The organism is Acetobacter ascendens (assembly GCF_001766235.1).
In the GTDB taxonomy this organism is placed as follows: domain Bacteria; phylum Pseudomonadota; class Alphaproteobacteria; order Acetobacterales; family Acetobacteraceae; genus Acetobacter; species Acetobacter ascendens.
On the sequence record NZ_CP015164.1, the window covers coordinates 535,112 to 552,833 of the forward strand.

A 17,722-nucleotide genomic window follows, 5' to 3' on the forward strand; every position below is an offset into this window, starting at 1 on the left:
TCATGGAAATCGAAATCAAGACGCTAGACAACAGCAGCGCTGGTTCTGCAACACTTCCGGACGAAATTTTCGCCGTAGCACCGCGTGCAGATATCATGGCTCGTGTTGTGCACTGGCAGCTGGCAAAGCGCCGTGCTGGCACGCACAAGGTGAAGGGCATGGGCGAAGTGTCCGGCACCACCAAAAAGCCGTATCGCCAGAAAGGCACGGGTAGCGCCCGTCAGGGTTCCTTGCGTGCGCCGCAGTATCGTACCGGTGGGGCAGTGCATGGTCCAGTCGTGCGTGATCACGGCTACGACCTGCCGAAAAAAGTGCGTCGCCTTGGCCTGATCTCCGCGCTTTCTCAGAAGGCAAAAGACGGCAAGCTGATTGTGCTGCAGTCTGCTTCTGGCGTTGATAAAACCAGCGAACTGGCAACGAAGCTGAAGTCTCTGGGTTGGACATCTGCACTGATCGTGGATGCTGCTGTGGACGAGAACTTCGGTCGTGCCGCCCGTAACCTGCCCAAGATCGACATTCTGCCGACCATTGGTGCGAATGTTTACGACATTCTGAACCACGAGGTGCTTGCTATTACGCAGGCCGGCCTTGAAGGACTGAAGGAGCGCCTGGCATGACGAACATTCTTGCCATTCGCAAGAAAGCCGAGCGTCTTTCCCGTGAAGCAATGTACGACATCGTGCGTACACCTGTGATCACGGAAAAAGCTACGGCGCTTTCTGAAAAGAATCAGGTTGTTTTCAAAGTGGCTATGTCCGCTACGAAGCCTGAAATCAAGGTTGCGGTGGAAACGCTGTTCGGTGTCAAGGTTGTTGGTATCAACACTTTGGTGCAGAAGGGAAAAACCAAGCGCTTTAAAGGGCGTGTTGGGCAGCGTTCTGACGTGAAGAAGGCGTTCGTTCAGCTTGCGGAAGGTCAGTCCATTGATCTTACCGCCAAGCTGGCGTGACCGAAGGTAGAAATTCATGGCTCTGAAGCACTTTAATCCTGTCACGCCAAGCTTGCGTGGTACGGTGCTGGTTGATCGTGCTGACCTTTGGAAGGGTAAGCCGGTCAAACAGTTGACCGAAGGTAAAAACAAGACAGGCGGTCGTAATAATAACGGTCGTATCACTTCCCGTTTCCGTGGGGGTGGTCATAAGCAGTCTTACCGTTATGCAGACTTCAAACGTCGTAAGTTTGATGTTCTGGGTACGGTAGAACGTCTGGAATATGATCCGAACCGCACCGCGTTTATTGCGCTGGTGAAGTACGAAGATGGTGAGCTTGCATATATCCTGGCTCCGCAGCGCCTGAAAGTTGGTGACAATGTCATCGCTGGTGCACGTGTGGATATTAAGCCTGGTAATGCTATGCCACTGGCTTCCATCCCGGTGGGAACGATCATCCATAACATCGAGCTGAAACAGGGTGCAGGCGGTAAGCTAGCACGTTCTGCAGGCACATATGCCCAGCTCGTTGGTAAGGATTCCGGCTACGCCCAGATTAAGCTGCAGTCTGGTGAGCTGCGTGTTGTTCGTGGTGAGTGCATGGCTACCGTTGGTGCTGTGTCCAATCCGGATAACATGAACCAGCATATGGGTAAGGCAGGGCGTTCCCGTTGGTTGGGTCGTCGTCCTCATAACCGTGGTGTGGTGATGAACCCAGTTGATCATCCGCATGGTGGTGGTGAAGGCCGTACATCTGGTGGCCGTCATCCGGTTACGCCGTGGGGCAAGCCAACCAAAGGGTACAAAACTCGGGTCAACAAGCGGACGGACAGTCTGATTATCCGTCGTCGAAAGACCGGCAAGTAAGGGGCAATATAAGATGGCACGTTCCGTCTGGAAAGGCCCGTTCGTCGACGGGTATCTGCTGAATAAAGCTGAGGTATCCCGCGCGTCGGGTCGTAACGAAGTGATCAAAATCTGGTCACGTCGTTCTACAATTCTTCCGCAGTTCGTCGGTCTGACGTTCGGTGTTTATAACGGTCAGAAGTTTCTGCCCGTACAGGTTACGGAAAACATGGTCGGACATAAGTTCGGCGAATTTTCCCCGACCCGTACATTCCACGGGCATGGCGCTGACAAGAAGTCTAAGCGGGGCTAAGCAGAGATGAGCAAGCCGAAGCATCCGCGCACACTCGCGGAAACAGAAGCGCAGGCAGTTACGCGCAACATCCGGGTTAGCCCCCGCAAGCTGAACCTTGTGGCCGGCCTGATCCGCAACAAGCCTGCTTCTCAGGCAGTTGCAACGTTGACGTTCTCTAAGCGCCGTATCGCTCAGGAAGTGAAAAAGACGCTGGAAAGCGCAATCGCTAACGCTGAAAACAATCACCAGCTGGACGTTGACCAGCTGGTGGTGAAAACAGCTGAAGTTGGAAAATCCATTGTTATGCGGCGTTTTCATGCCCGTGGCCGTGGGCGTTCTGCTCGCGTTGAAAAGTTTTTCAGTCACCTGAAGATTGTTGTAGCTGAACGGGCTGCTGAGCCTGAAGCAGCTTCTTCCGAACAGAAGGCGGCCTGAGGTATGGGACATAAAGTCAATCCAATCGGGCTGCGGCTCGGTATCAACCGCACGTGGGATAGCCGGTGGTATGCCGATTCCGACTATTCAAAGCTGCTTCATGAAGATTTGAAGCTGCGTGCATTCCTGCGCCGCAAGCTGGTTGGCGCTGGTGTGTCTCGTGTCGTTATCGAACGTCCGGCTAAAAAGCCCCGCGTTACCATTTACGCTGCCCGTCCGGGTGTTGTGATTGGGAAGAAGGGCCAGGACATCGATGCGCTCCGCAAGGAGCTGACACGTATGACAGGCACGGAAGTTGCGCTGAACATTGTTGAAATCCGCAAGCCGGAAATCGATGCAACATTGGTTGCAGAAAACATTGCTCAGCAGCTGGAACGTCGTGTGGCTTTCCGTCGTGCTATGAAGCGTGCAGTGCAGTCTGCAATGCGTCTGGGCGCACAGGGCATTCGTATTAACTGCTCTGGTCGCCTTGGTGGCGCAGAAATTGCACGTATCGAATGGTATCGTGAAGGTCGTGTGCCTCTGCACACCCTACGTGCTGATATCGATTATGGCACAGCCACAGCAAAGACCACTTATGGCACTTGCGGTGTAAAGGTCTGGATCTTTAAGGGCGAAATTCTTGCTCATGATCCGATGGCTCAGGATCGCCGGGCGGCCGAACAGGCTCCTCAGCGCTGAGGAGAGGGATAAAACAACATGCTTTCCCCGAAGCGGACAAAATTCCGTAAAGCCCACAAAGGCCGTATCTACGGCCTTGCTAAAAGTGGCACCACGTTGAACTTCGGTACGTTTGGACTGAAGGCTCTTCAGCCGGAACGTATTACGGCACGCCAGATTGAAGCCTCCCGTCGGGCTATCACACGTGCCATGAAACGTGCAGGTCGCGTCTGGATTCGTATTTTTCCTGACCTTCCGGTCTCGACAAAACCTGCAGAAGTGCGTATGGGCTCCGGTAAGGGTTCCCCCGAATTCTGGGTGGCCCGTGTGAAGCCAGGTCGCATTCTGTTCGAGATCGAAGGTGTACCCCCTGAACTGGCGCGTGAAGCGTTGGCTCTGGGTGCAGCAAAACTGCCGATCAAGACCAAGTTTGTGACCCGAATTGGAGATGCGTGAGATGGTAAAGGCAACTAAGCCAGCCGATTTGCGCGCCAAGACTCCAGACGAGCTCGAAGCTCGTCTGGTTGAATTGAAGCGTGAGCAGCTTAATCTGCGTTTCCAGCAGGCCACGGGTCAGACTGAAGCGCAGAGCCGCATGCGTGCGGTGCGCCGTGAGATTGCACGAATCAAGACGATTGCGGTGCAAAATACAAAGACTGCAGCAGGTGCAAAAACATCTGCTGCCAATGCCTGAGGAGAGTTAGCCGATGCCAAGGCGCGTCCTGACCGGGCGTGTGACCAGCGATAAGATGGACAAAACCATTACGGTTCTTGTTGATCGTCGCGTCATGCATCCGCTCTATAAGAAATTCATTCGTCGCTCTAAAAAATATGCGGCGCATGATGAAGAAAATATCTGCAAGGTTGGTGACTCCGTGCGGATTGTTGAATGTCCGCCTATTTCACGCCGCAAGACGTGGACTGTGATTTCCCGCAACGGCGAAGTCGTTGGTGCGGAAGCCGGTGCATCGGCTTAACGTAAGGATATTTAGGTTATGATCCATCCCGAGACCAACCTTGACGTGGCCGATAATTCCGGCGCACGTCAGGTGCAGTGCATCAAGGTACTGGGCGGCTCCAAGCGGAAGTCCGCCTCGGTCGGCGACGTGATCGTCGTTTCCGTTAAAGAAGCTATCCCGCGCGGGAAAGTGAAGAAGGGCGACGTTCACCAGGCTGTTATCGTGCGGACTTCCTATCCTGTCCGTCGGCCTGATGGTAGCGCTATCCGTTTCGATAAAAACGCAGCCGTGCTGATTAACAAGCAGCAGGAACCAATTGGTACGCGTATTTTTGGACCGGTTGTGCGTGAATTGCGTGCGAAGAAGTTCATGAAGATCATCTCTCTTGCGCCGGAGGTGTTGTAATGGCTGCCCGTATTAAAAAAGGCGATACGGTTGTCGTCATCAGCGGTTCCTCCAAAGGAACGCAGGGAGAAGTTCTGGAGGTTCGTCCTTCTGAAAGCCGTGCTGTTGTACGTGGCGTGGCGCTGATTAAGCGCCATCAGCGTGCGCGCCGCATGGGTGAAGAAGGCGGGATTATTACCCGTGAAGCGCCCATTCACCTTTCTAACCTGAAGCTGATTGATCCGGCCTCTAAAAAGCCCACACGTGTTGGCTTCCGAGTGCTGGAAAACGGCAAAAAAGTTCGCATCGCTAAGGCGACCGGCGAAGCTATTGAAGGTTGAGGGGCTACGAATGAGTGCGAAACAGGAAGGTCGTTCTCTGCCGCGCTTTCAACAGCGGTATGAAAGCGAACTGCGTGCCAACCTGCGCAAGCAGTTTGGTTACAAAAATGAAATGCAGGTGCCTCACCTTGAGAAAATCGTCCTGAACATGGGCGTGGGTGAAGCTGCTGGCGATCAGAAGAAGCTGGATGCTGCTGTTGCAGAAATGGCTCTTATTGCTGGTCAGAAGCCTGTTAAAACAGTGGCGAAGAAAGCTATCGCGGGTTTCAAGATCCGTGAAGGTCTGCCGATTGGCTGTAAGGTCACTCTGCGCCGTGCACGGATGTATGAATTCCTTGACCGTCTGGTAACCATTGCTATGCCACGCATCCGCGATTTCCGCGGTCTGCCGGCTACCAAAGGTTTTGACGGTCGTGGTAACTTTGCTCTGGGTCTGAAAGAACAGATCATCTTTCCTGAAATCGAATACGATAAGGTAGATGAAATCCGCGGCATGGACGTGGTATTTGTTACCAGTGCAAAGACAGATGCAGAAGCCAAGGCCCTACTTAAGGCGTTTGATCTTCCCTTCTTGGGGTGATACAGACCCTTCTGGGTGTTTTAATGTGTGATCTTGGAAAACCGTCGAAGGTTTTCGAAGGGTTCCGGAGGTAATTTGTATGGCTAAGACTTCTGCCATTCTGCGTAACGCAAAGCGCGCGCGCATGGCGGCACGGGATAAAGAGAAGCGGGTAGCTCTCAAAAATATCGTTATGGATCGTTCTCTTCCCGTGGAGGATCGGTTTGATGCGTCTTTGAAGTTGGCTGAACTGCCGCGCAATGGTTCGCGCGTGCGGGTTCGTTTGCGCTGCAAACTGACAGGTCGTTCTCGCGGTAACTACCGCAAGTTTGAGCTGTGCCGTATTGCTTTCCGTGATCTGGCATCTGAAGGCCAGATTCCGGGCGTGGTTAAAGCAAGCTGGTAAGGGCGCGAGATGTCACTTTCTGATCCTTTGGGTGATATGCTCACCCGTATTCGTAATGCTCAGCGTGCGCGTCATAATGCTTGTGTGGCTCCGGCTTCCAAGTTGCGCGTGAGTGTTCTGGAAGCTCTGCAGCGTGAAGGCTACATTCGTGGCTATAAGCGTGAAGACGTCCGTAAGGGTATTGCTCAGCTGCATATCGAGCTGAAATATACTGACGGTGAGCCGGTTATCCGCGAAATCCAGCGCGTTTCACGCCCTGGCCGTCGCGTATATTCCAAAATTAAAGAACTTCCTCGTGTTTGTGCCGGTCTGGGTGTTTCCATCCTTTCTACGCCGCGTGGTGTTCTTTCCGATGTTGAGGCTCGTGCTGCCAATGTTGGCGGTGAAGTCCTCTGCCGTGTTTTCTAAGGAGGGGTAAATGTCACGCGTAGGCAAGTATCCTGTTGAAGTGCCGGCAGGGGTAACCATCGCTATTGCAGATGGTGTTCTGAAGGCCAAAGGAAAGTTGGGGGAGTTGGCTCTGCCACTTTCTTCACATGTTTCCGTTGATGTGCAGGATGGTAAAGTTGTTGTGCAGCCAGTGGGCACTGCTGCTCAGGCTCGCATGATGTGGGGTACAACACGTGCCCTGATCGCAGCGGCTGTTAAAGGGGTTTCGGAAGGTTTTTCCAAGGCTCTGGAAATTAACGGCACAGGTTACCGTGCGGCTGTGCAGGGTTCCAATCTGGTGATGAACCTTGGGTTCTCCCATGATGTTGTGTATCCGATTCCTGCAGGCATCAAGATTTCTACGCCGCGTCCGACGGCTATTGTGGTGGAAGGGATCGATAAGCAGCGGGTTGGGCAGGTTACCCTTGATATCCGCAGCTTCCGTAAGCCTGAACCTTACAAGGGCAAAGGTGTTCGGTACGAAACGGAAACCATTCGTCGTAAGGAAGGCAAGAAGAAATAATGAGCACTCAGCAGGAATTGCGGAACCGCCGTCGGGCGCGTCTCCGTTTTCAGCTGCGCCGCAAGGCAGGTGGGCGCCCGCGTCTGTTTGTTTTCCGGTCTGGCAAGAACATTTATGCTCAGGTGATCGACGATGCGCAGGGCCGCACTCTGGCCTCAGCGTCCTCCTTGGATAAGGAGCTGCAGACGGATCTGAAAAAAGGTTCGACGCAGGAAAGCGCTGGCGCTGTCGGTAAGCTGGTTGCACAGCGCGCCGTTGCTGCAGGTGTATCTCAGGTCGTGTTCGACAGGGGGTCTTATCTTTATCACGGGCGCGTCAAGGCCCTGGCAGAGGCGGCCCGTGAGGGCGGTCTCTCCTTCTGAGGAAAGGATCACGGAATGGCTCGTGAACCAAGAGAAGGCGGTCGAGGCGGCCGTGAGCGTGAACGCGAAGGGGATGAACTGGTTGACAAGCTGGTAACCATCAATCGCGTTGCGAAAGTGGTTAAAGGTGGTCGTCGGTTTGCTTTCGCCGCTCTGGTTGTCGTTGGTGACCAGAAAGGGCGTGTTGGCTACGGTGCAGGTAAAGCGCGCGAAGTTCCTGAAGCAATTCGTAAGGCTACGGAACGCGCCAAACGTGGCATGATCCGTGTCCCGATGAAGGAAGGCCGTACACTGCATCATGATGTTGCTGGTCACTTCGGTGCCGGTAAGGTTGTGCTGCGGTCAGCCGAAGCAGGGACGGGGATCATCGCTGGTGGTCCGATGCGTGCTGTGTTTGAAAGCCTTGGTATTAACGATGTTGTTGCGAAGTCTCTGGGCACCCGGAACCCGCACAACATGGTTAAGGCAACCTTTGATGCGCTAACACGTTGTGCCAGCCCACGTTCTGTAGCTAGCCGTCGCGGTAAGAAGGTTGCTGAAATCTTCGGTAAGCGTGAACAGGCAGTTGCTGCGGAGGGCGCTGATGTCTGATAAAAAAACCTTTAAGGTTGTGCAGATTGCGTCCGGTAACGGACGTAAGCCTGGGCAGCAGGCAACTTTGATCGGTCTGGGTCTGAACAAGATTGGCCGTGAACGCGTTCTGGAAGATACCCCGTCTGTCCGGGGTATGGTACGCAAAGTGGCTCACCTGGTGAAGGTGGAGGATTGAAATGAAGCTGAACGAACTTCGTGATAACGAAGGTTCCCGTTACCGGAAGAAGCGTCTTGGGCGCGGTATTGGTTCTGGTAAGGGTAAGACGTCTGGTAGGGGTGTAAAAGGCCAGAAAGCTCGTGAAGGGGTTTCCCTGAACGGGTTTGAAGGTGGTCAGCTTCCTATCTACCGTCGTCTGCCAAAGCGTGGTTTCAAAAACATCTTCCGTAAGGTTTATGCTCCTGTAAACCTTGGCGCGGTGGAAAAAGCCCTGGCTGATGGCAAACTTGCAGCAGATGCAGCAGTTACTGAAGAAGCTTTGAAAAAAGCTGGTCTGGTTGGCACTGGCAAATATGCTGGCGTGCGCATTCTGGCCGAAGGTGAGCTGACAAAAGCTGTTACGTTTGAAGTCTCTGGCGCATCAGCTTCCGCTGTTGCAGCAGTAGAAAAAGCCGGAGGTAGTGTTAAGCTGCTGCAGCCAAAAGCTGCTGAAGCCAGCGCTTCCTGATGTTGCAAAAAGGAGAGCAGTGTTCGCACTGTTCTCCTTTCTTGTTCCTTCTCAGAATGTTGTCTGAATTTTTCAGGCGATTGTGCCAGCGTCTCCACAGCCGTGGTGGCGCTGTTTGTATGAAAGGACGGATGCATGGCTTCCGCGGCCGAACAACTGGCTGCCAACTTTAATGTAGGCTCTTTTGCCAAAGCGACTGAACTTAAAAAGCGAATCTGGTTTACGCTGGGTGCGCTGATTGTTTACCGCTTGGGCGCATACATCCCGGTTCCGGGGGTAGATGCCACAGTTATGGGGCAGCTTCTGGCGCAGCATCAGGGTGGTATTCTGGGCATGTTCAACATGTTCACGGGGGGTGCGCTTGGGCGTATGACCGTGTTCGCACTGAACATCATGCCATATATCTCTGCGTCTATTATTGTGCAGCTTATGTCTACTGCTGTGCCTTCTCTTGAGGCTCTCAAGAAGGAAGGTGAACAGGGGCGTAAAAAGCTTAATCAGTATACACGTTACCTAACTGTTCTTATCGCGCTGTTTCAGGCGTATGGGATAGCGGTTGGGCTGGAGAATGTACATAGCGCTGCAGGCGCTGCTGTTGTTCATCCAGGTATGTTCTTTTTGCTTTCATGCGTAACCACGCTTGTTGGCGGAACCATGTTTCTGATGTGGCTGGGTGAGCAGATTACCGCGCGCGGCGTGGGGAATGGGATCTCACTCATTATCTTTGCGGGTATTGTGGCCAACCTGCCGCATGCACTGGCAAGTCTTTTTCAGCTTGGCTACACGGGCGCACTTTCGCCGTTTTTTGTGCTGCTTTTCTTGGTTCTCGCAGCGCTTACCATCATGTTCATTGTGTTCATGGAGCAGGCGCAACGCCGGGTTGTTATCCAGTATCCAAAACGCCAGATGGGGCAGCGGATGTTTGGGGGTGATACAACCCATATGCCACTGAAAGTGAATACTGCAGGCGTTATTCCACCGATTTTTGCCTCTTCGGTGCTGCTGATTCCGGTAACGATTGCTGGCTTTATGAATGGCAAGTCTCTGCCTGGTTGGCTTTCATTTCTGGGGCAGGAGCTTGGGCAAGGGCAGCCGCTGTATATGCTGTTCTATGCTGCCATGATCGTGTTTTTCTCATATTTCTATGCGGCCGTTACCTTCAATCCGACGGAAACAGCCGATAATTTGAGAAAGCAGGGTGGTTTTATCCCCGGTGTGCGTCCTGGTGCTTCTACGGCATCGTACTTTGATAAAATTCTCACCCGTCTGACTACGATCGGTGCAGCGTATATGGTGGCAGTCTGTCTGTTGCCTCAGATCCTGATCAGCCACTACAACGTACCGTTCTATTTTGGCGGAACGAGTCTGATTGTTATTGTGTCTGTAACTATTGATACGGTCACACAAATTCAGTCTCATCTGGTGGCGCATCAATATCAGGGGCTTATGCGTAAATCGCGCGGCGGTAGGAAGCAGAGGATCATCAGACGATGAATATTATTTTTCTGGGCCCTCCCGGCGCGGGAAAAGGTACGCAGTCCAAACTTCTTGAAGAACGGTATGGGCTGATCCAGATTTCTACGGGCGATATGCTGCGTGCAGAAGTGTCCAAGGGATCTGAAACCGGAAAGCAGGCAAAAGCTTTAATGGATGCTGGGAAACTGGTTCCTGATGAGCTGATTATTGCAATGCTGAAAAGCCGGATTGCGCAGGCAGATTGCCAGAATGGCTTCATTCTGGACGGTTTCCCGCGCACACTGGCGCAGGCTGAAGAGCTGGACAGCATGCTGTCTTCTGATGGGAAGAAGATCGATACGGTTCTCTTCCTGGATGTAGACGAAGAAATTCTGGCAGATCGGATTTCCGGTCGCTTCACTTGTGGCAACTGCGGCAAAACGTACAACGAGGTCTCTAACCCACCTAAGGTGGAAGGAACCTGTGATTCTTGCGGTAGCCATGAGTTTAAGCGTCGGGCGGATGATAAGCGGGAAACCGTTGTTGAACGGCTGAAAGAGTACCGGAAACTCACGGCACCGATTCTGCCGTTTTATGAAAAAACCGGACGGCTGCACAAAATTAACGGCATGCTGTCGGCCTCTGAAGTGACAGGCGAAATCGAAGATGCGCTTGCCAGCGAGGGGCTGATCACGAAAAAGTGATCCGTTTTCGTTGACTTGTGGCGGTGGCCGGTATATTTCGCGGCCACCAAGTGAAATCTGCCCCAAGGGCTATGAGCGTTCGTGGTTAAGGCGGGCGAACAGGAGTATAAGGCGTGGCACGTATTGCCGGCGTGAATGTCCCGACCAACAAACGGGTTGTTATCGGGCTTCAGTATATTTACGGGATTGGCGCAACTAAGGCTGCTGAAATCTGCAAAGCTCTGGAAATTCCGGAAGCAAAGCGGGTAAATGAGCTGAGCGATGACGAAATCCTGAAGGTGCGTGAACTGATCGACAGCAAGTATCGCGTTGAAGGCGATCTGCGTCGTGAAATCGCAATGAACATCAAGCGTCTGATGGATCTGGGCTGCTACCGCGGTCTGCGTCATCGTCGTGGTCTGCCTGTGCACGGTCAGCGCACACACACCAATGCCCGCACGCGCAAGGGCAAGGCTGTGGCGATTGCAGGCAAGAAAAAAGCAACGCGCTAATCCAACTGGTTAGGATGTCTAACCCTGCTATGGCAGGCTCTGGGCAGGGACTGAGGTAGAAAAGACATGGCGAAAGCCGCAACTCCGCGTATTCGCAAAAAAGAGCGTAAGAACATTATTTCTGGCGTGGCGCATGTGCTCTCCACGTTCAACAACACCATGATCACCATCTCTGATGCGCAGGGGAATGCCATTTCTTGGTCTTCCGCTGGTGCACAGGGTTTTAAGGGGTCTCGGAAATCTACGCCTTATGCGGCGCAGGTTGCGGCGGAAGACGCAGGTCGCAAGGCTCGCGAACATGGTATGGAAACTCTGGAAATCGAAGTTTCCGGTCCTGGGTCAGGGCGTGAAAGCGCACTGCGTGCTTTGCAGGCTGTTGTTGGTTTCACCATCACCTCCATCCGCGATATGACGCCGGTTCCGCACAATGGCTGCCGCCCGCGTAAGCGTCGCCGCGTCTAAGTCCTGAGCAGGAAGACAGCTTATTCATTAGGCTGTCTTCCGGTTGTTGTGTCCACTTCAGAGAAATCGCTGCGATTGCAGTGGTTTTTCGTATTGAAAGGCCGGTACCTTGGTCCTTCAGAAAAACTGGCAATCTCTGATCAAGCCTGAAAAGCTTGAGGTCGAATCCGGTGTGGAGCCAGCACGCATCGCAACCGTGGTTGCAGAACCTCTGGAACGCGGGTTCGGGATGACACTGGGGAATGCGCTGCGGCGTGTTCTGCTGTCCTCGCTTCAGGGTGCGGCTGTTACTGCTGTGCAGATTGACGGCGTGCTGCATGAGTTCTCGTCTGTTGCAGGTGTTCGGGAAGATGTTACGGACATCGTGCTGAACATCAAGCAGCTGGCACTGCGTATGCATGGCGAAGGGCCAAAGCGTATGATGCTGACGGCCACAGGCCCCGGTGAAGTGCGTGCCCGTCAGATCCAGACCGGCCATGATATCGAGATCATGAACCCCGATCTTGTTATCTGCACGCTGGACGATGGCGTTAAGCTGGGCATGGAGTTTATTGTTAACATGGGTAAAGGCTATGTGCCTGCCGCGGCTAACCGCCCGGAAGACGCACCAATTGGCCTGATTCCGGTGGATGCAATTTATTCCCCTGTAAAGCGCGTGTCTTATAAAGTTGAGCCTACCCGCGTTGGGCAGGTGACCGACTATGATAAGCTGCTGCTGACGGTTGAAACCAATGGCGCTGTAACACCTGAAGATGCTGTGGCTCTGGCTGCACGTATTCTGCAGGATCAGCTTCAGCTGTTCATCAACTTTGATGAACCGCGCCCTGTGCAGGCTGAAGAGCCTGAAGATGATCTGCCGTTCAACCGCAATCTGCTGCGTAAGGTGGATGAGCTTGAGCTGTCTGTTCGTAGTGCAAATTGCCTGAAGAACGACAACATCATCTACATTGGGGATCTGGTGCAGAAGAGCGAGCAGGAAATGCTCCGTACTCCGAACTTTGGCCGGAAATCCCTGAACGAAATCAAGGAAGTTCTCACCTCTATGGGGCTGTCCTTGGGTATGAATGTGCCGGCTTGGCCGCCGGAAAATATTGAAGAGCTGGCAAAGCGGCTTGATGAGCCGTTTTGATCTGACTTTTCACACGATACGTAGGAACTGAACTATGCGTCACGGGATTGCCGGCAGAAAGCTCGGCGTTACTTCTTCTCATCGCGCAGCCATGTTTCGTAATATGGCTGTTGCACTGATCAAACACGAACAAATCACCACCACGCTGCCTAAAGCTAAGGAACTGCGTCCGGTTGTTGAAAAGCTGATTACGCTGGGTAAGCGGGGCGACCTGCATGCTCGTCGTCAGGCTTTTGCCATGCTGCGTGATGATGTGATCGTGAAAAAGCTGTTTACTGCTATTGCAGAACGCTACAAGGCTCGTAGCGGCGGTTATACGCGCGTTCTGCGTGCTGGTGTGCGTTATGGCGATGCCGCACCTATGGCTGTTATCGAACTGGTTGATCGCGATGTTTCTGCCAAAGGGCAGGACAGCGGCCCACGTCCGGAAGCAGAAGAAAAGCAGGATCTGGCTGCATAAGCTACTCATCCGGTTTTTAGAAAAAGGCTGGCTCAGAAATGGGCCGGCCTTTTTTTATGCTTTATATTAAGTGCCCTAGTGATGCGATTTTATATCGTGAAATTGGCTGGAAAATTTACACCATTTCTACTTGCTATATTGACAATATAGCCTTGTGGCACGTTAGTAATTGCAAAATGAATGGCGTAAACAAACACGGTGGCATTATGAGGCGAGTTTTTCTGCGGATTATGCTGGTGATCAGCCTGCTTTTTGTAGGGCTGACACAGCAGGCACGGGCCGGAACCCCGGTGCGTATTGGGTATATTCCTGTTCTGGGTTCATCCGCTCTGTTTGTTCTGGATGGTGAAGGCTGGGCTAAGCAGGCTGGGCTGGATTTGCAGCTTGTGCGTTTTGGCTCTGGCCCGCAGGCTATTCAGGCTTTGGTATCCGGGCGGATTGATGCCTACGTGGCGGGTGTACTGCCGCTGTTGCAGGCGCGTGCGCATGGCGTGGATGTTAAGGTTGTTGCTTCTGGCTCGGTTGAAGAATTGGAGTTGGTGGCGCGCGGCCCATTGGCACAAATGATGCCAGAGGGGCAAGAAGGTGGCTTGTCTGCTCAGGTCATTAAGGACGGCTTTGCCAAGTTCAAGCAGGAGCAAGGCCATCTGCCAAGGGTTGCTGCACAGCCAGCCGGTTCTGTGCCGGATATCATGCTGCGTTATTGGCTGCAAAAACGCCTTGATATTGCGCAGCCAGCCTCTGTTATCAACATTGCCGGTGTAGATATTGATGCCGCACAGCAGGCGTTTCTGGCTGGTGCAGTAGATGCCGCCGTATTGCGCGAACCTTCTTTAACAGTTGCAAAAATGCGCGTGCCGGAAGCCAGAATTCTGGCCACTGGGCATGATATGCTGCCCGATCAGCCGGGTTCTGTTCTGGCTATTGTAAAACCAACTGAAGTTCCGTGGGCAAAAACGCTCACAGGCCTGTTTGTTAAAGCCAACACCTTGGTGGCCCAGCACCCGGATGAAGCAGCTCCTTTCGTGCGCACGGCACTGGGTGGCGGTATGCTGAAGGAAGAAGTGCTACAAAAGGCCCTTGTACGCTCTGCACAGCATTTTGTGAGCGATCCTGCGCGTATTGTAGAAGGCGTGCGTCAGTTGCAGGATTTTGAGGTTGAACAGGGGCTTTTGCGCAAAGCCGAGCCAGTGGATGGCCTGTTTGATCTGGAGATGTGGAAGCAGAGCCAGCAGTGAGGGATAAAGTTTCGTTTTCAACAAAATGGGCGTTAGGTCTTGTTGGGCTTATCGTCTTTTTTGGAGGGTGGGAGACAGCAGTCCGAACAGGGTTGCTGCCTTCTGGTATGGTGCCTGCTCCCAGTTCACTTGAGCCAGCCTGGCTGGATGAAGTGCGCGGAGGCTTTTGGCAACAGGCCATTCTAGACAGTCTGCATCATTATCTGTTGGGCCTGCTTATTGGTTCCGTGCTGGGGGCTGGTTTAGGTATTCTGTGCGGAATGCTGGCTGTTGTGGATGGTTTACTGGAAGGTATTGTCCGGCTGCTGCGCCCCGTGCCGGGTTTGGCGTGGGTGCCTTTTGCCATTTTATGGTTTGGTCTGAACACATCAGGCGCCACTTTTGTCATCGCCATTTCGGTCTTCTGGATCAACTTTTACGCGGCTCATAGCGCAGTGCGCGGGGTGGACCCAGAGCTGTATGAACTGGCTGCCGCTTTTGGGCATGGCAGCTTTTTTGGCCGCTTGTTCAAAGTGGTGCTGCCTGCGGCCTCTCCCGGCCTTATGTCTGGCCTACGCACAGGCTTGGGGCAGGGCTGGATGTCTGTTGTGGCGGCGGAGCTGTTTGGTGTTCCCGGTATTGGTGCGCGAATGATGCAGGCCTCCAGCTTGCTGGCAACCGATGTTGTGGTTGTTTACATGCTCACCATGGCCCTGCTTTATGCGGTAACTGATTTTCTGTTCGGGTTTGTAAGAAAGCGCGTGCTGAGGTGGCAACCATGAGCGAAAAACATAGTGTTGCCAGCTTGGATAATGTCGGCCTCTCGCATGATGGCGGGGCTAATTTTGTACTGCGCAATGTCAGCCTGACATTGGAGCAGGGCGAATTTGTTGCGCTTTTAGGCCCATCTGGTGTGGGTAAATCCACATTGTTGCGCGTGTTTATGGGGCTGATGCAGCCTACGGAAGGCACAGTAGGCGGTTCGGCCTGCACAACAAATGCAGAAGAAACAGGCACCAAACGGCGCCGGCGTGCCTTGGTGTTTCAGGATGCGCGGCTTATGCCGTGGCGCTCTGTGCTGAAAAATGTTGAGTTCGGGCTGGAAGGCTTGGGCCTCACGCGTGAAGAAAAGCGTACCCGCGCTATGGATGCGCTCAAACTGGTGGGGCTGGAGGAAGCAGCAGACCGGTGGCCACGCCGCATGTCCGGTGGTCAGCGCCAGCGTGTAGGAGTTGCCCGTGCTTTTACCGTAAACCCTGATCTGCTGTTGATGGATGAGCCCTTTGGCGCGCTAGACCCCATTACACGTAGCAGCCTGCAAGAAGAACTCCAGCGTATCTGGATGCAAACACATAAAACCGTGCTGTTTGTAACGCATGATATTGAGGAAGCCTTGCGCCTTGCCACACGCGTGGTGGTGCTGGCAGGTGGCCCACCAGCAGGCATTACGGGGGAAATTGCCATTACAATGGATGAAAGAAACCCCGAAAGCACAGCTTTCAGAACATATGCTGCCCGTTTACGCGCCATGATTGCAGGGGAAAAAGACCCCGGTGGCGCTCCGTACTGGCGTTCTGCTGAAATTTAGTTGAAAAGCATATAAATAAACATAACACGGCATCCTTTGCGGGGTGTCGTGCGTTCACATGCAACAAAACGGGGAGACATCGCATGAGCGATGACAACACAAAGGATTACGCGCTGGAAGAAGGCATTGGCCGTGTTCAGGATGGTGCGGAAGGCTTGTTCAGCCAACTCCCCAGTTATGATGAAATGAACCCAGGCAAGCGTTGTGCTGCAACAGAAGCAGTGAAAGATGTGGTGATTGACCGGCCATTCCTGATCCTGCCGGTTGTGGGGATTTTCAGTTTTATTGTTGGTGGCCTGCTGCGTCGGCGACGTTGAGGTTTTTGATAGACGTCTTTCAGTCAGAAAAACTCTGCCTGAAAGTATGAAGGAGATGATTACATGCTGAAGCTGGCACTGTTTTTTCTGGTTATTTCCCTTATTGCGGGGCTGTTCGGTTTTGGCGGCATTTCCACCGCAGCCGCAGGAATGGCAAAAATCCTGTTCTTTATTGCAATTATTCTTTTTGTTGTTTTTCTGGTGGTGGCCTTGCTGGCTGGGCGCGCCATTACAAAATAACAGGTTCTGAATAACCAGAACATGGAGGGTTCTAAAAACCCCCTGGTTTTGAGGTCTTCTGTATGATTCTATTTCTTCTGCGTTGATTGAGGGAATGGCGATATGAAGCAGTCTGGTTTCTTTGATGTTGAAGAGCGTCTTGCCCGGCTGAGTGGGCTTGGCGATCAGCTCGAAGCGTTTTCCCGGACTGTGGATTTTGAAGCGTTCCGTCCTGATCTGGACAAGGCCCTGGCGTATTCCGATGGAAGCAAGGGCGGACGACCGCCATTTGATCCTGTGCTGATGTTCAAGATCCTGGTGATCCAGACGCTCAACAATTTGTCTGATGAGCGGACGGAATATCTGATCAACGATCGCCTCTCCTTTATGCGTTTCCTTGGGCTGGGACTTTCAGATCGGGTGCCGGATGCCAAAACGGTCTGGCTGTGTCAAAAGCGTTTGACACAGGCGGGTGCCATTGAAAGGCTGTTTGACCGCTTTGATGCGACCCTGCGTAACGCCGGGTATTTGCCGATGTCAGGCCAGATCCTGGATGCCACGCTGGTAGCGGCTCCGAAGCAGCGGAACACCAATGCAGAGAAAGCGGATCTGCGAGCAGGCCGTATTCCTGAAGACTGGCAGGACAAACCCGCAAAGCTGTCGCACAAGGATCGTCATGCGCGCTGGACACTGAAGTTCACGAAGGCGAAGCGGCAGGATGATGGAACCATGCCATCCAGCGATCTCGCCATCCCGTTCTTTGGCTATAAATCGCATGTTTCCATCGATCGGAAATACCGGTTCATCCGCAAATGGAAAACAACGCATGCCGCTGCCAGTGATGGCGCGCGATTGAGAGAGGGGCTTCTGGATAAAACCAATACGGCCTCAAGTGTCTGGGCCGACACGGCCTATCGCTCAAAAGACAACGAAGACTTCATGGAAAAGCAGGGCTTTGTCTCCAAGGTTCATCGCAAAAAGCCGCATCTCAAGCCTATGCCCCGGCATATCCAGAAATCAAATGCTGGAAAGTCGGTCATCCGCTCGCGTGTCGAGCATGTCTTTGCCGATCAGAAGTCACAGACGGGGCTGTTTGTCCGGACTGTCGGTATCAGTCGAGCCACCATGAGGATCGGGCTCGCCAATATCGTCTACAATATGCGCCGCCTCCTCTTCCTCGAAAGATTGAACGCGAGCGCATAGCCATCCAGCGAGAGACAACTCCCAATCTGCTCAAAACGCAGACTGGACGCCATCGCAAAAACCGTCAATCAAATCGCCAAAACCCAGAAA

Annotated in this window: 31 protein-coding genes; all 31 read left to right on the top strand. The window is 53.2% G+C overall.

Annotated elements, in window-relative coordinates; genetic code table 11:
• Nucleotides 1–2: 2 nt before the first annotated feature.
• Nucleotides 3–617 carry a 50S ribosomal protein L4 gene (rplD, locus tag A4S02_RS02605; protein ID WP_019090047.1) on the top strand — a complete coding sequence of 205 codons (615 nt, stop codon included), beginning with the start codon at nt 3–5 and terminating at the stop codon, nt 615–617.
• Nucleotides 614–949, top strand: a complete 336-nt coding sequence (locus A4S02_RS02610) for a 50S ribosomal protein L23 (RefSeq protein WP_019090048.1) — start codon at nt 614–616, stop codon at nt 947–949. Before rplD ends, A4S02_RS02610 begins: the two co-directional genes overlap by 4 nt.
• A gap of 16 nt (nt 950–965) precedes the next feature.
• The gene (gene rplB, locus A4S02_RS02615) at nt 966–1,796 is read left to right on the top strand and encodes a 50S ribosomal protein L2 (protein WP_070322867.1); all 831 of its coding nucleotides are present in this window, start codon (nt 966–968) and stop codon (nt 1,794–1,796) included.
• 13 nt (nt 1,797–1,809) lie between these two features.
• Nucleotides 1,810–2,088 carry a 30S ribosomal protein S19 gene (rpsS, locus tag A4S02_RS02620; protein WP_012812769.1) on the top strand — a complete coding sequence of 93 codons (279 nt, stop codon included), beginning with the start codon at nt 1,810–1,812 and terminating at the stop codon, nt 2,086–2,088.
• A 6-nt stretch (nt 2,089–2,094) separates the two neighbouring features.
• On the top strand, nt 2,095–2,505 hold the full coding sequence (rplV, locus tag A4S02_RS02625; RefSeq protein WP_003622713.1) for a 50S ribosomal protein L22: 411 nt from the start codon (nt 2,095–2,097) through the stop codon (nt 2,503–2,505).
• A gap of 3 nt (nt 2,506–2,508) precedes the next feature.
• On the top strand, nt 2,509–3,186 hold the full coding sequence (rpsC, locus tag A4S02_RS02630; protein ID WP_070322868.1) for a 30S ribosomal protein S3: 678 nt from the start codon (nt 2,509–2,511) through the stop codon (nt 3,184–3,186).
• Between the two features lie 18 nt (nt 3,187–3,204).
• Nucleotides 3,205–3,621 (top strand): 50S ribosomal protein L16, encoded by a 417-nt coding sequence (gene rplP / locus A4S02_RS02635; RefSeq protein ID WP_070322869.1) that lies wholly within the window; start codon nt 3,205–3,207, stop codon nt 3,619–3,621.
• 1 nt (nt 3,622) lies between these two features.
• The gene (gene rpmC / locus A4S02_RS02640) at nt 3,623–3,859 is read left to right on the top strand and encodes a 50S ribosomal protein L29 (protein WP_026019477.1); all 237 of its coding nucleotides are present in this window, start codon (nt 3,623–3,625) and stop codon (nt 3,857–3,859) included.
• A gap of 13 nt (nt 3,860–3,872) precedes the next feature.
• A complete protein-coding gene (rpsQ, locus tag A4S02_RS02645; protein WP_006116046.1) occupies nt 3,873–4,142 on the top strand; it encodes a 30S ribosomal protein S17 in 270 nt (89 codons plus the stop codon).
• Nucleotides 4,143–4,160: 18 nt separating this feature from the next.
• On the top strand, nt 4,161–4,529 hold the full coding sequence (gene rplN, locus A4S02_RS02650; protein ID WP_012812770.1) for a 50S ribosomal protein L14: 369 nt from the start codon (nt 4,161–4,163) through the stop codon (nt 4,527–4,529).
• Nucleotides 4,529–4,849, top strand: coding sequence for a 50S ribosomal protein L24 (rplX, locus tag A4S02_RS02655; RefSeq protein WP_070322870.1), 321 nt, complete (start codon nt 4,529–4,531; stop codon nt 4,847–4,849). Before rplN ends, rplX begins: the two co-directional genes overlap by 1 nt.
• A gap of 10 nt (nt 4,850–4,859) precedes the next feature.
• The gene (gene rplE / locus A4S02_RS02660; protein WP_003622727.1) at nt 4,860–5,429 is read left to right on the top strand and encodes a 50S ribosomal protein L5; all 570 of its coding nucleotides are present in this window, start codon (nt 4,860–4,862) and stop codon (nt 5,427–5,429) included.
• A 79-nt stretch (nt 5,430–5,508) separates the two neighbouring features.
• Complete coding sequence (gene rpsN / locus A4S02_RS02665) at nt 5,509–5,814, top strand: 30S ribosomal protein S14 (RefSeq protein WP_003622728.1); 306 nt, start codon at nt 5,509–5,511, stop codon at nt 5,812–5,814.
• A 9-nt stretch (nt 5,815–5,823) separates the two neighbouring features.
• Nucleotides 5,824–6,222: a 30S ribosomal protein S8 gene (gene rpsH, locus A4S02_RS02670; RefSeq protein WP_003622730.1), complete on the top strand. Its 399-nt coding sequence runs from the start codon at nt 5,824–5,826 to the stop codon at nt 6,220–6,222.
• Nucleotides 6,223–6,232: 10 nt separating this feature from the next.
• The gene (rplF, locus tag A4S02_RS02675) at nt 6,233–6,766 is read left to right on the top strand and encodes a 50S ribosomal protein L6 (protein ID WP_070322871.1); all 534 of its coding nucleotides are present in this window, start codon (nt 6,233–6,235) and stop codon (nt 6,764–6,766) included.
• Nucleotides 6,766–7,128, top strand: a complete 363-nt coding sequence (gene rplR, locus A4S02_RS02680; protein WP_070322872.1) for a 50S ribosomal protein L18 — start codon at nt 6,766–6,768, stop codon at nt 7,126–7,128. The genes rplF and rplR overlap by 1 nt, the downstream gene beginning before the upstream one ends.
• A 15-nt stretch (nt 7,129–7,143) precedes the next feature.
• Nucleotides 7,144–7,719: a 30S ribosomal protein S5 gene (gene rpsE / locus A4S02_RS02685; protein WP_070322873.1), complete on the top strand. Its 576-nt coding sequence runs from the start codon at nt 7,144–7,146 to the stop codon at nt 7,717–7,719.
• Complete coding sequence (gene rpmD / locus A4S02_RS02690; RefSeq protein WP_003622738.1) at nt 7,712–7,897, top strand: 50S ribosomal protein L30; 186 nt, start codon at nt 7,712–7,714, stop codon at nt 7,895–7,897. Before rpsE ends, rpmD begins: the two co-directional genes overlap by 8 nt.
• Nucleotide 7,898: 1 nt before the next feature.
• Entirely contained in the window at nt 7,899–8,387 is a 489-nt protein-coding gene (gene rplO, locus A4S02_RS02695; RefSeq protein ID WP_019090053.1) for a 50S ribosomal protein L15, read from the top strand.
• Between the two features lie 135 nt (nt 8,388–8,522).
• Entirely contained in the window at nt 8,523–9,881 is a 1,359-nt protein-coding gene (gene secY, locus A4S02_RS02700) for a preprotein translocase subunit SecY (protein ID WP_070322874.1), read from the top strand.
• Nucleotides 9,878–10,546 carry an adenylate kinase gene (locus A4S02_RS02705; protein WP_019090054.1) on the top strand — a complete coding sequence of 223 codons (669 nt, stop codon included), beginning with the start codon at nt 9,878–9,880 and terminating at the stop codon, nt 10,544–10,546. The genes secY and A4S02_RS02705 overlap by 4 nt, the downstream gene beginning before the upstream one ends.
• A gap of 113 nt (nt 10,547–10,659) precedes the next feature.
• On the top strand, nt 10,660–11,037 hold the full coding sequence (gene rpsM, locus A4S02_RS02710; protein WP_006116037.1) for a 30S ribosomal protein S13: 378 nt from the start codon (nt 10,660–10,662) through the stop codon (nt 11,035–11,037).
• A 66-nt stretch (nt 11,038–11,103) separates the two neighbouring features.
• Nucleotides 11,104–11,499 carry a 30S ribosomal protein S11 gene (gene rpsK / locus A4S02_RS02715; protein WP_070322875.1) on the top strand — a complete coding sequence of 132 codons (396 nt, stop codon included), beginning with the start codon at nt 11,104–11,106 and terminating at the stop codon, nt 11,497–11,499.
• 109 nt (nt 11,500–11,608) lie between these two features.
• Nucleotides 11,609–12,628: a DNA-directed RNA polymerase subunit alpha gene (locus tag A4S02_RS02720; protein WP_003622752.1), complete on the top strand. Its 1,020-nt coding sequence runs from the start codon at nt 11,609–11,611 to the stop codon at nt 12,626–12,628.
• Between the two features lie 34 nt (nt 12,629–12,662).
• Nucleotides 12,663–13,088 carry a 50S ribosomal protein L17 gene (rplQ, locus tag A4S02_RS02725; protein WP_070322876.1) on the top strand — a complete coding sequence of 142 codons (426 nt, stop codon included), beginning with the start codon at nt 12,663–12,665 and terminating at the stop codon, nt 13,086–13,088.
• Between the two features lie 176 nt (nt 13,089–13,264).
• Nucleotides 13,265–14,326 (top strand): ABC transporter substrate-binding protein, encoded by a 1,062-nt coding sequence (locus A4S02_RS02730; protein WP_070324147.1) that lies wholly within the window; start codon nt 13,265–13,267, stop codon nt 14,324–14,326.
• Nucleotides 14,323–15,087, top strand: a complete 765-nt coding sequence (locus A4S02_RS02735) for an ABC transporter permease (protein ID WP_070322877.1) — start codon at nt 14,323–14,325, stop codon at nt 15,085–15,087. The genes A4S02_RS02730 and A4S02_RS02735 overlap by 4 nt, the downstream gene beginning before the upstream one ends.
• Complete coding sequence (locus A4S02_RS02740; RefSeq protein WP_019090059.1) at nt 15,075–15,893, top strand: ABC transporter ATP-binding protein; 819 nt, start codon at nt 15,075–15,077, stop codon at nt 15,891–15,893. Before A4S02_RS02735 ends, A4S02_RS02740 begins: the two co-directional genes overlap by 13 nt.
• Nucleotides 15,894–15,976: 83 nt before the next feature.
• Nucleotides 15,977–16,210: a hypothetical protein gene (locus A4S02_RS02745; protein ID WP_003622764.1), complete on the top strand. Its 234-nt coding sequence runs from the start codon at nt 15,977–15,979 to the stop codon at nt 16,208–16,210.
• 63 nt (nt 16,211–16,273) lie between these two features.
• Nucleotides 16,274–16,450, top strand: a complete 177-nt coding sequence (locus tag A4S02_RS02750) for a DUF1328 domain-containing protein (protein ID WP_003622765.1) — start codon at nt 16,274–16,276, stop codon at nt 16,448–16,450.
• Nucleotides 16,451–16,552: 102 nt separating this feature from the next.
• Complete coding sequence (locus tag A4S02_RS02755; protein ID WP_070322878.1) at nt 16,553–17,632, top strand: IS5 family transposase; 1,080 nt, start codon at nt 16,553–16,555, stop codon at nt 17,630–17,632.
• The last annotated feature ends 90 nt before the right edge of the window (nt 17,633–17,722 follow it).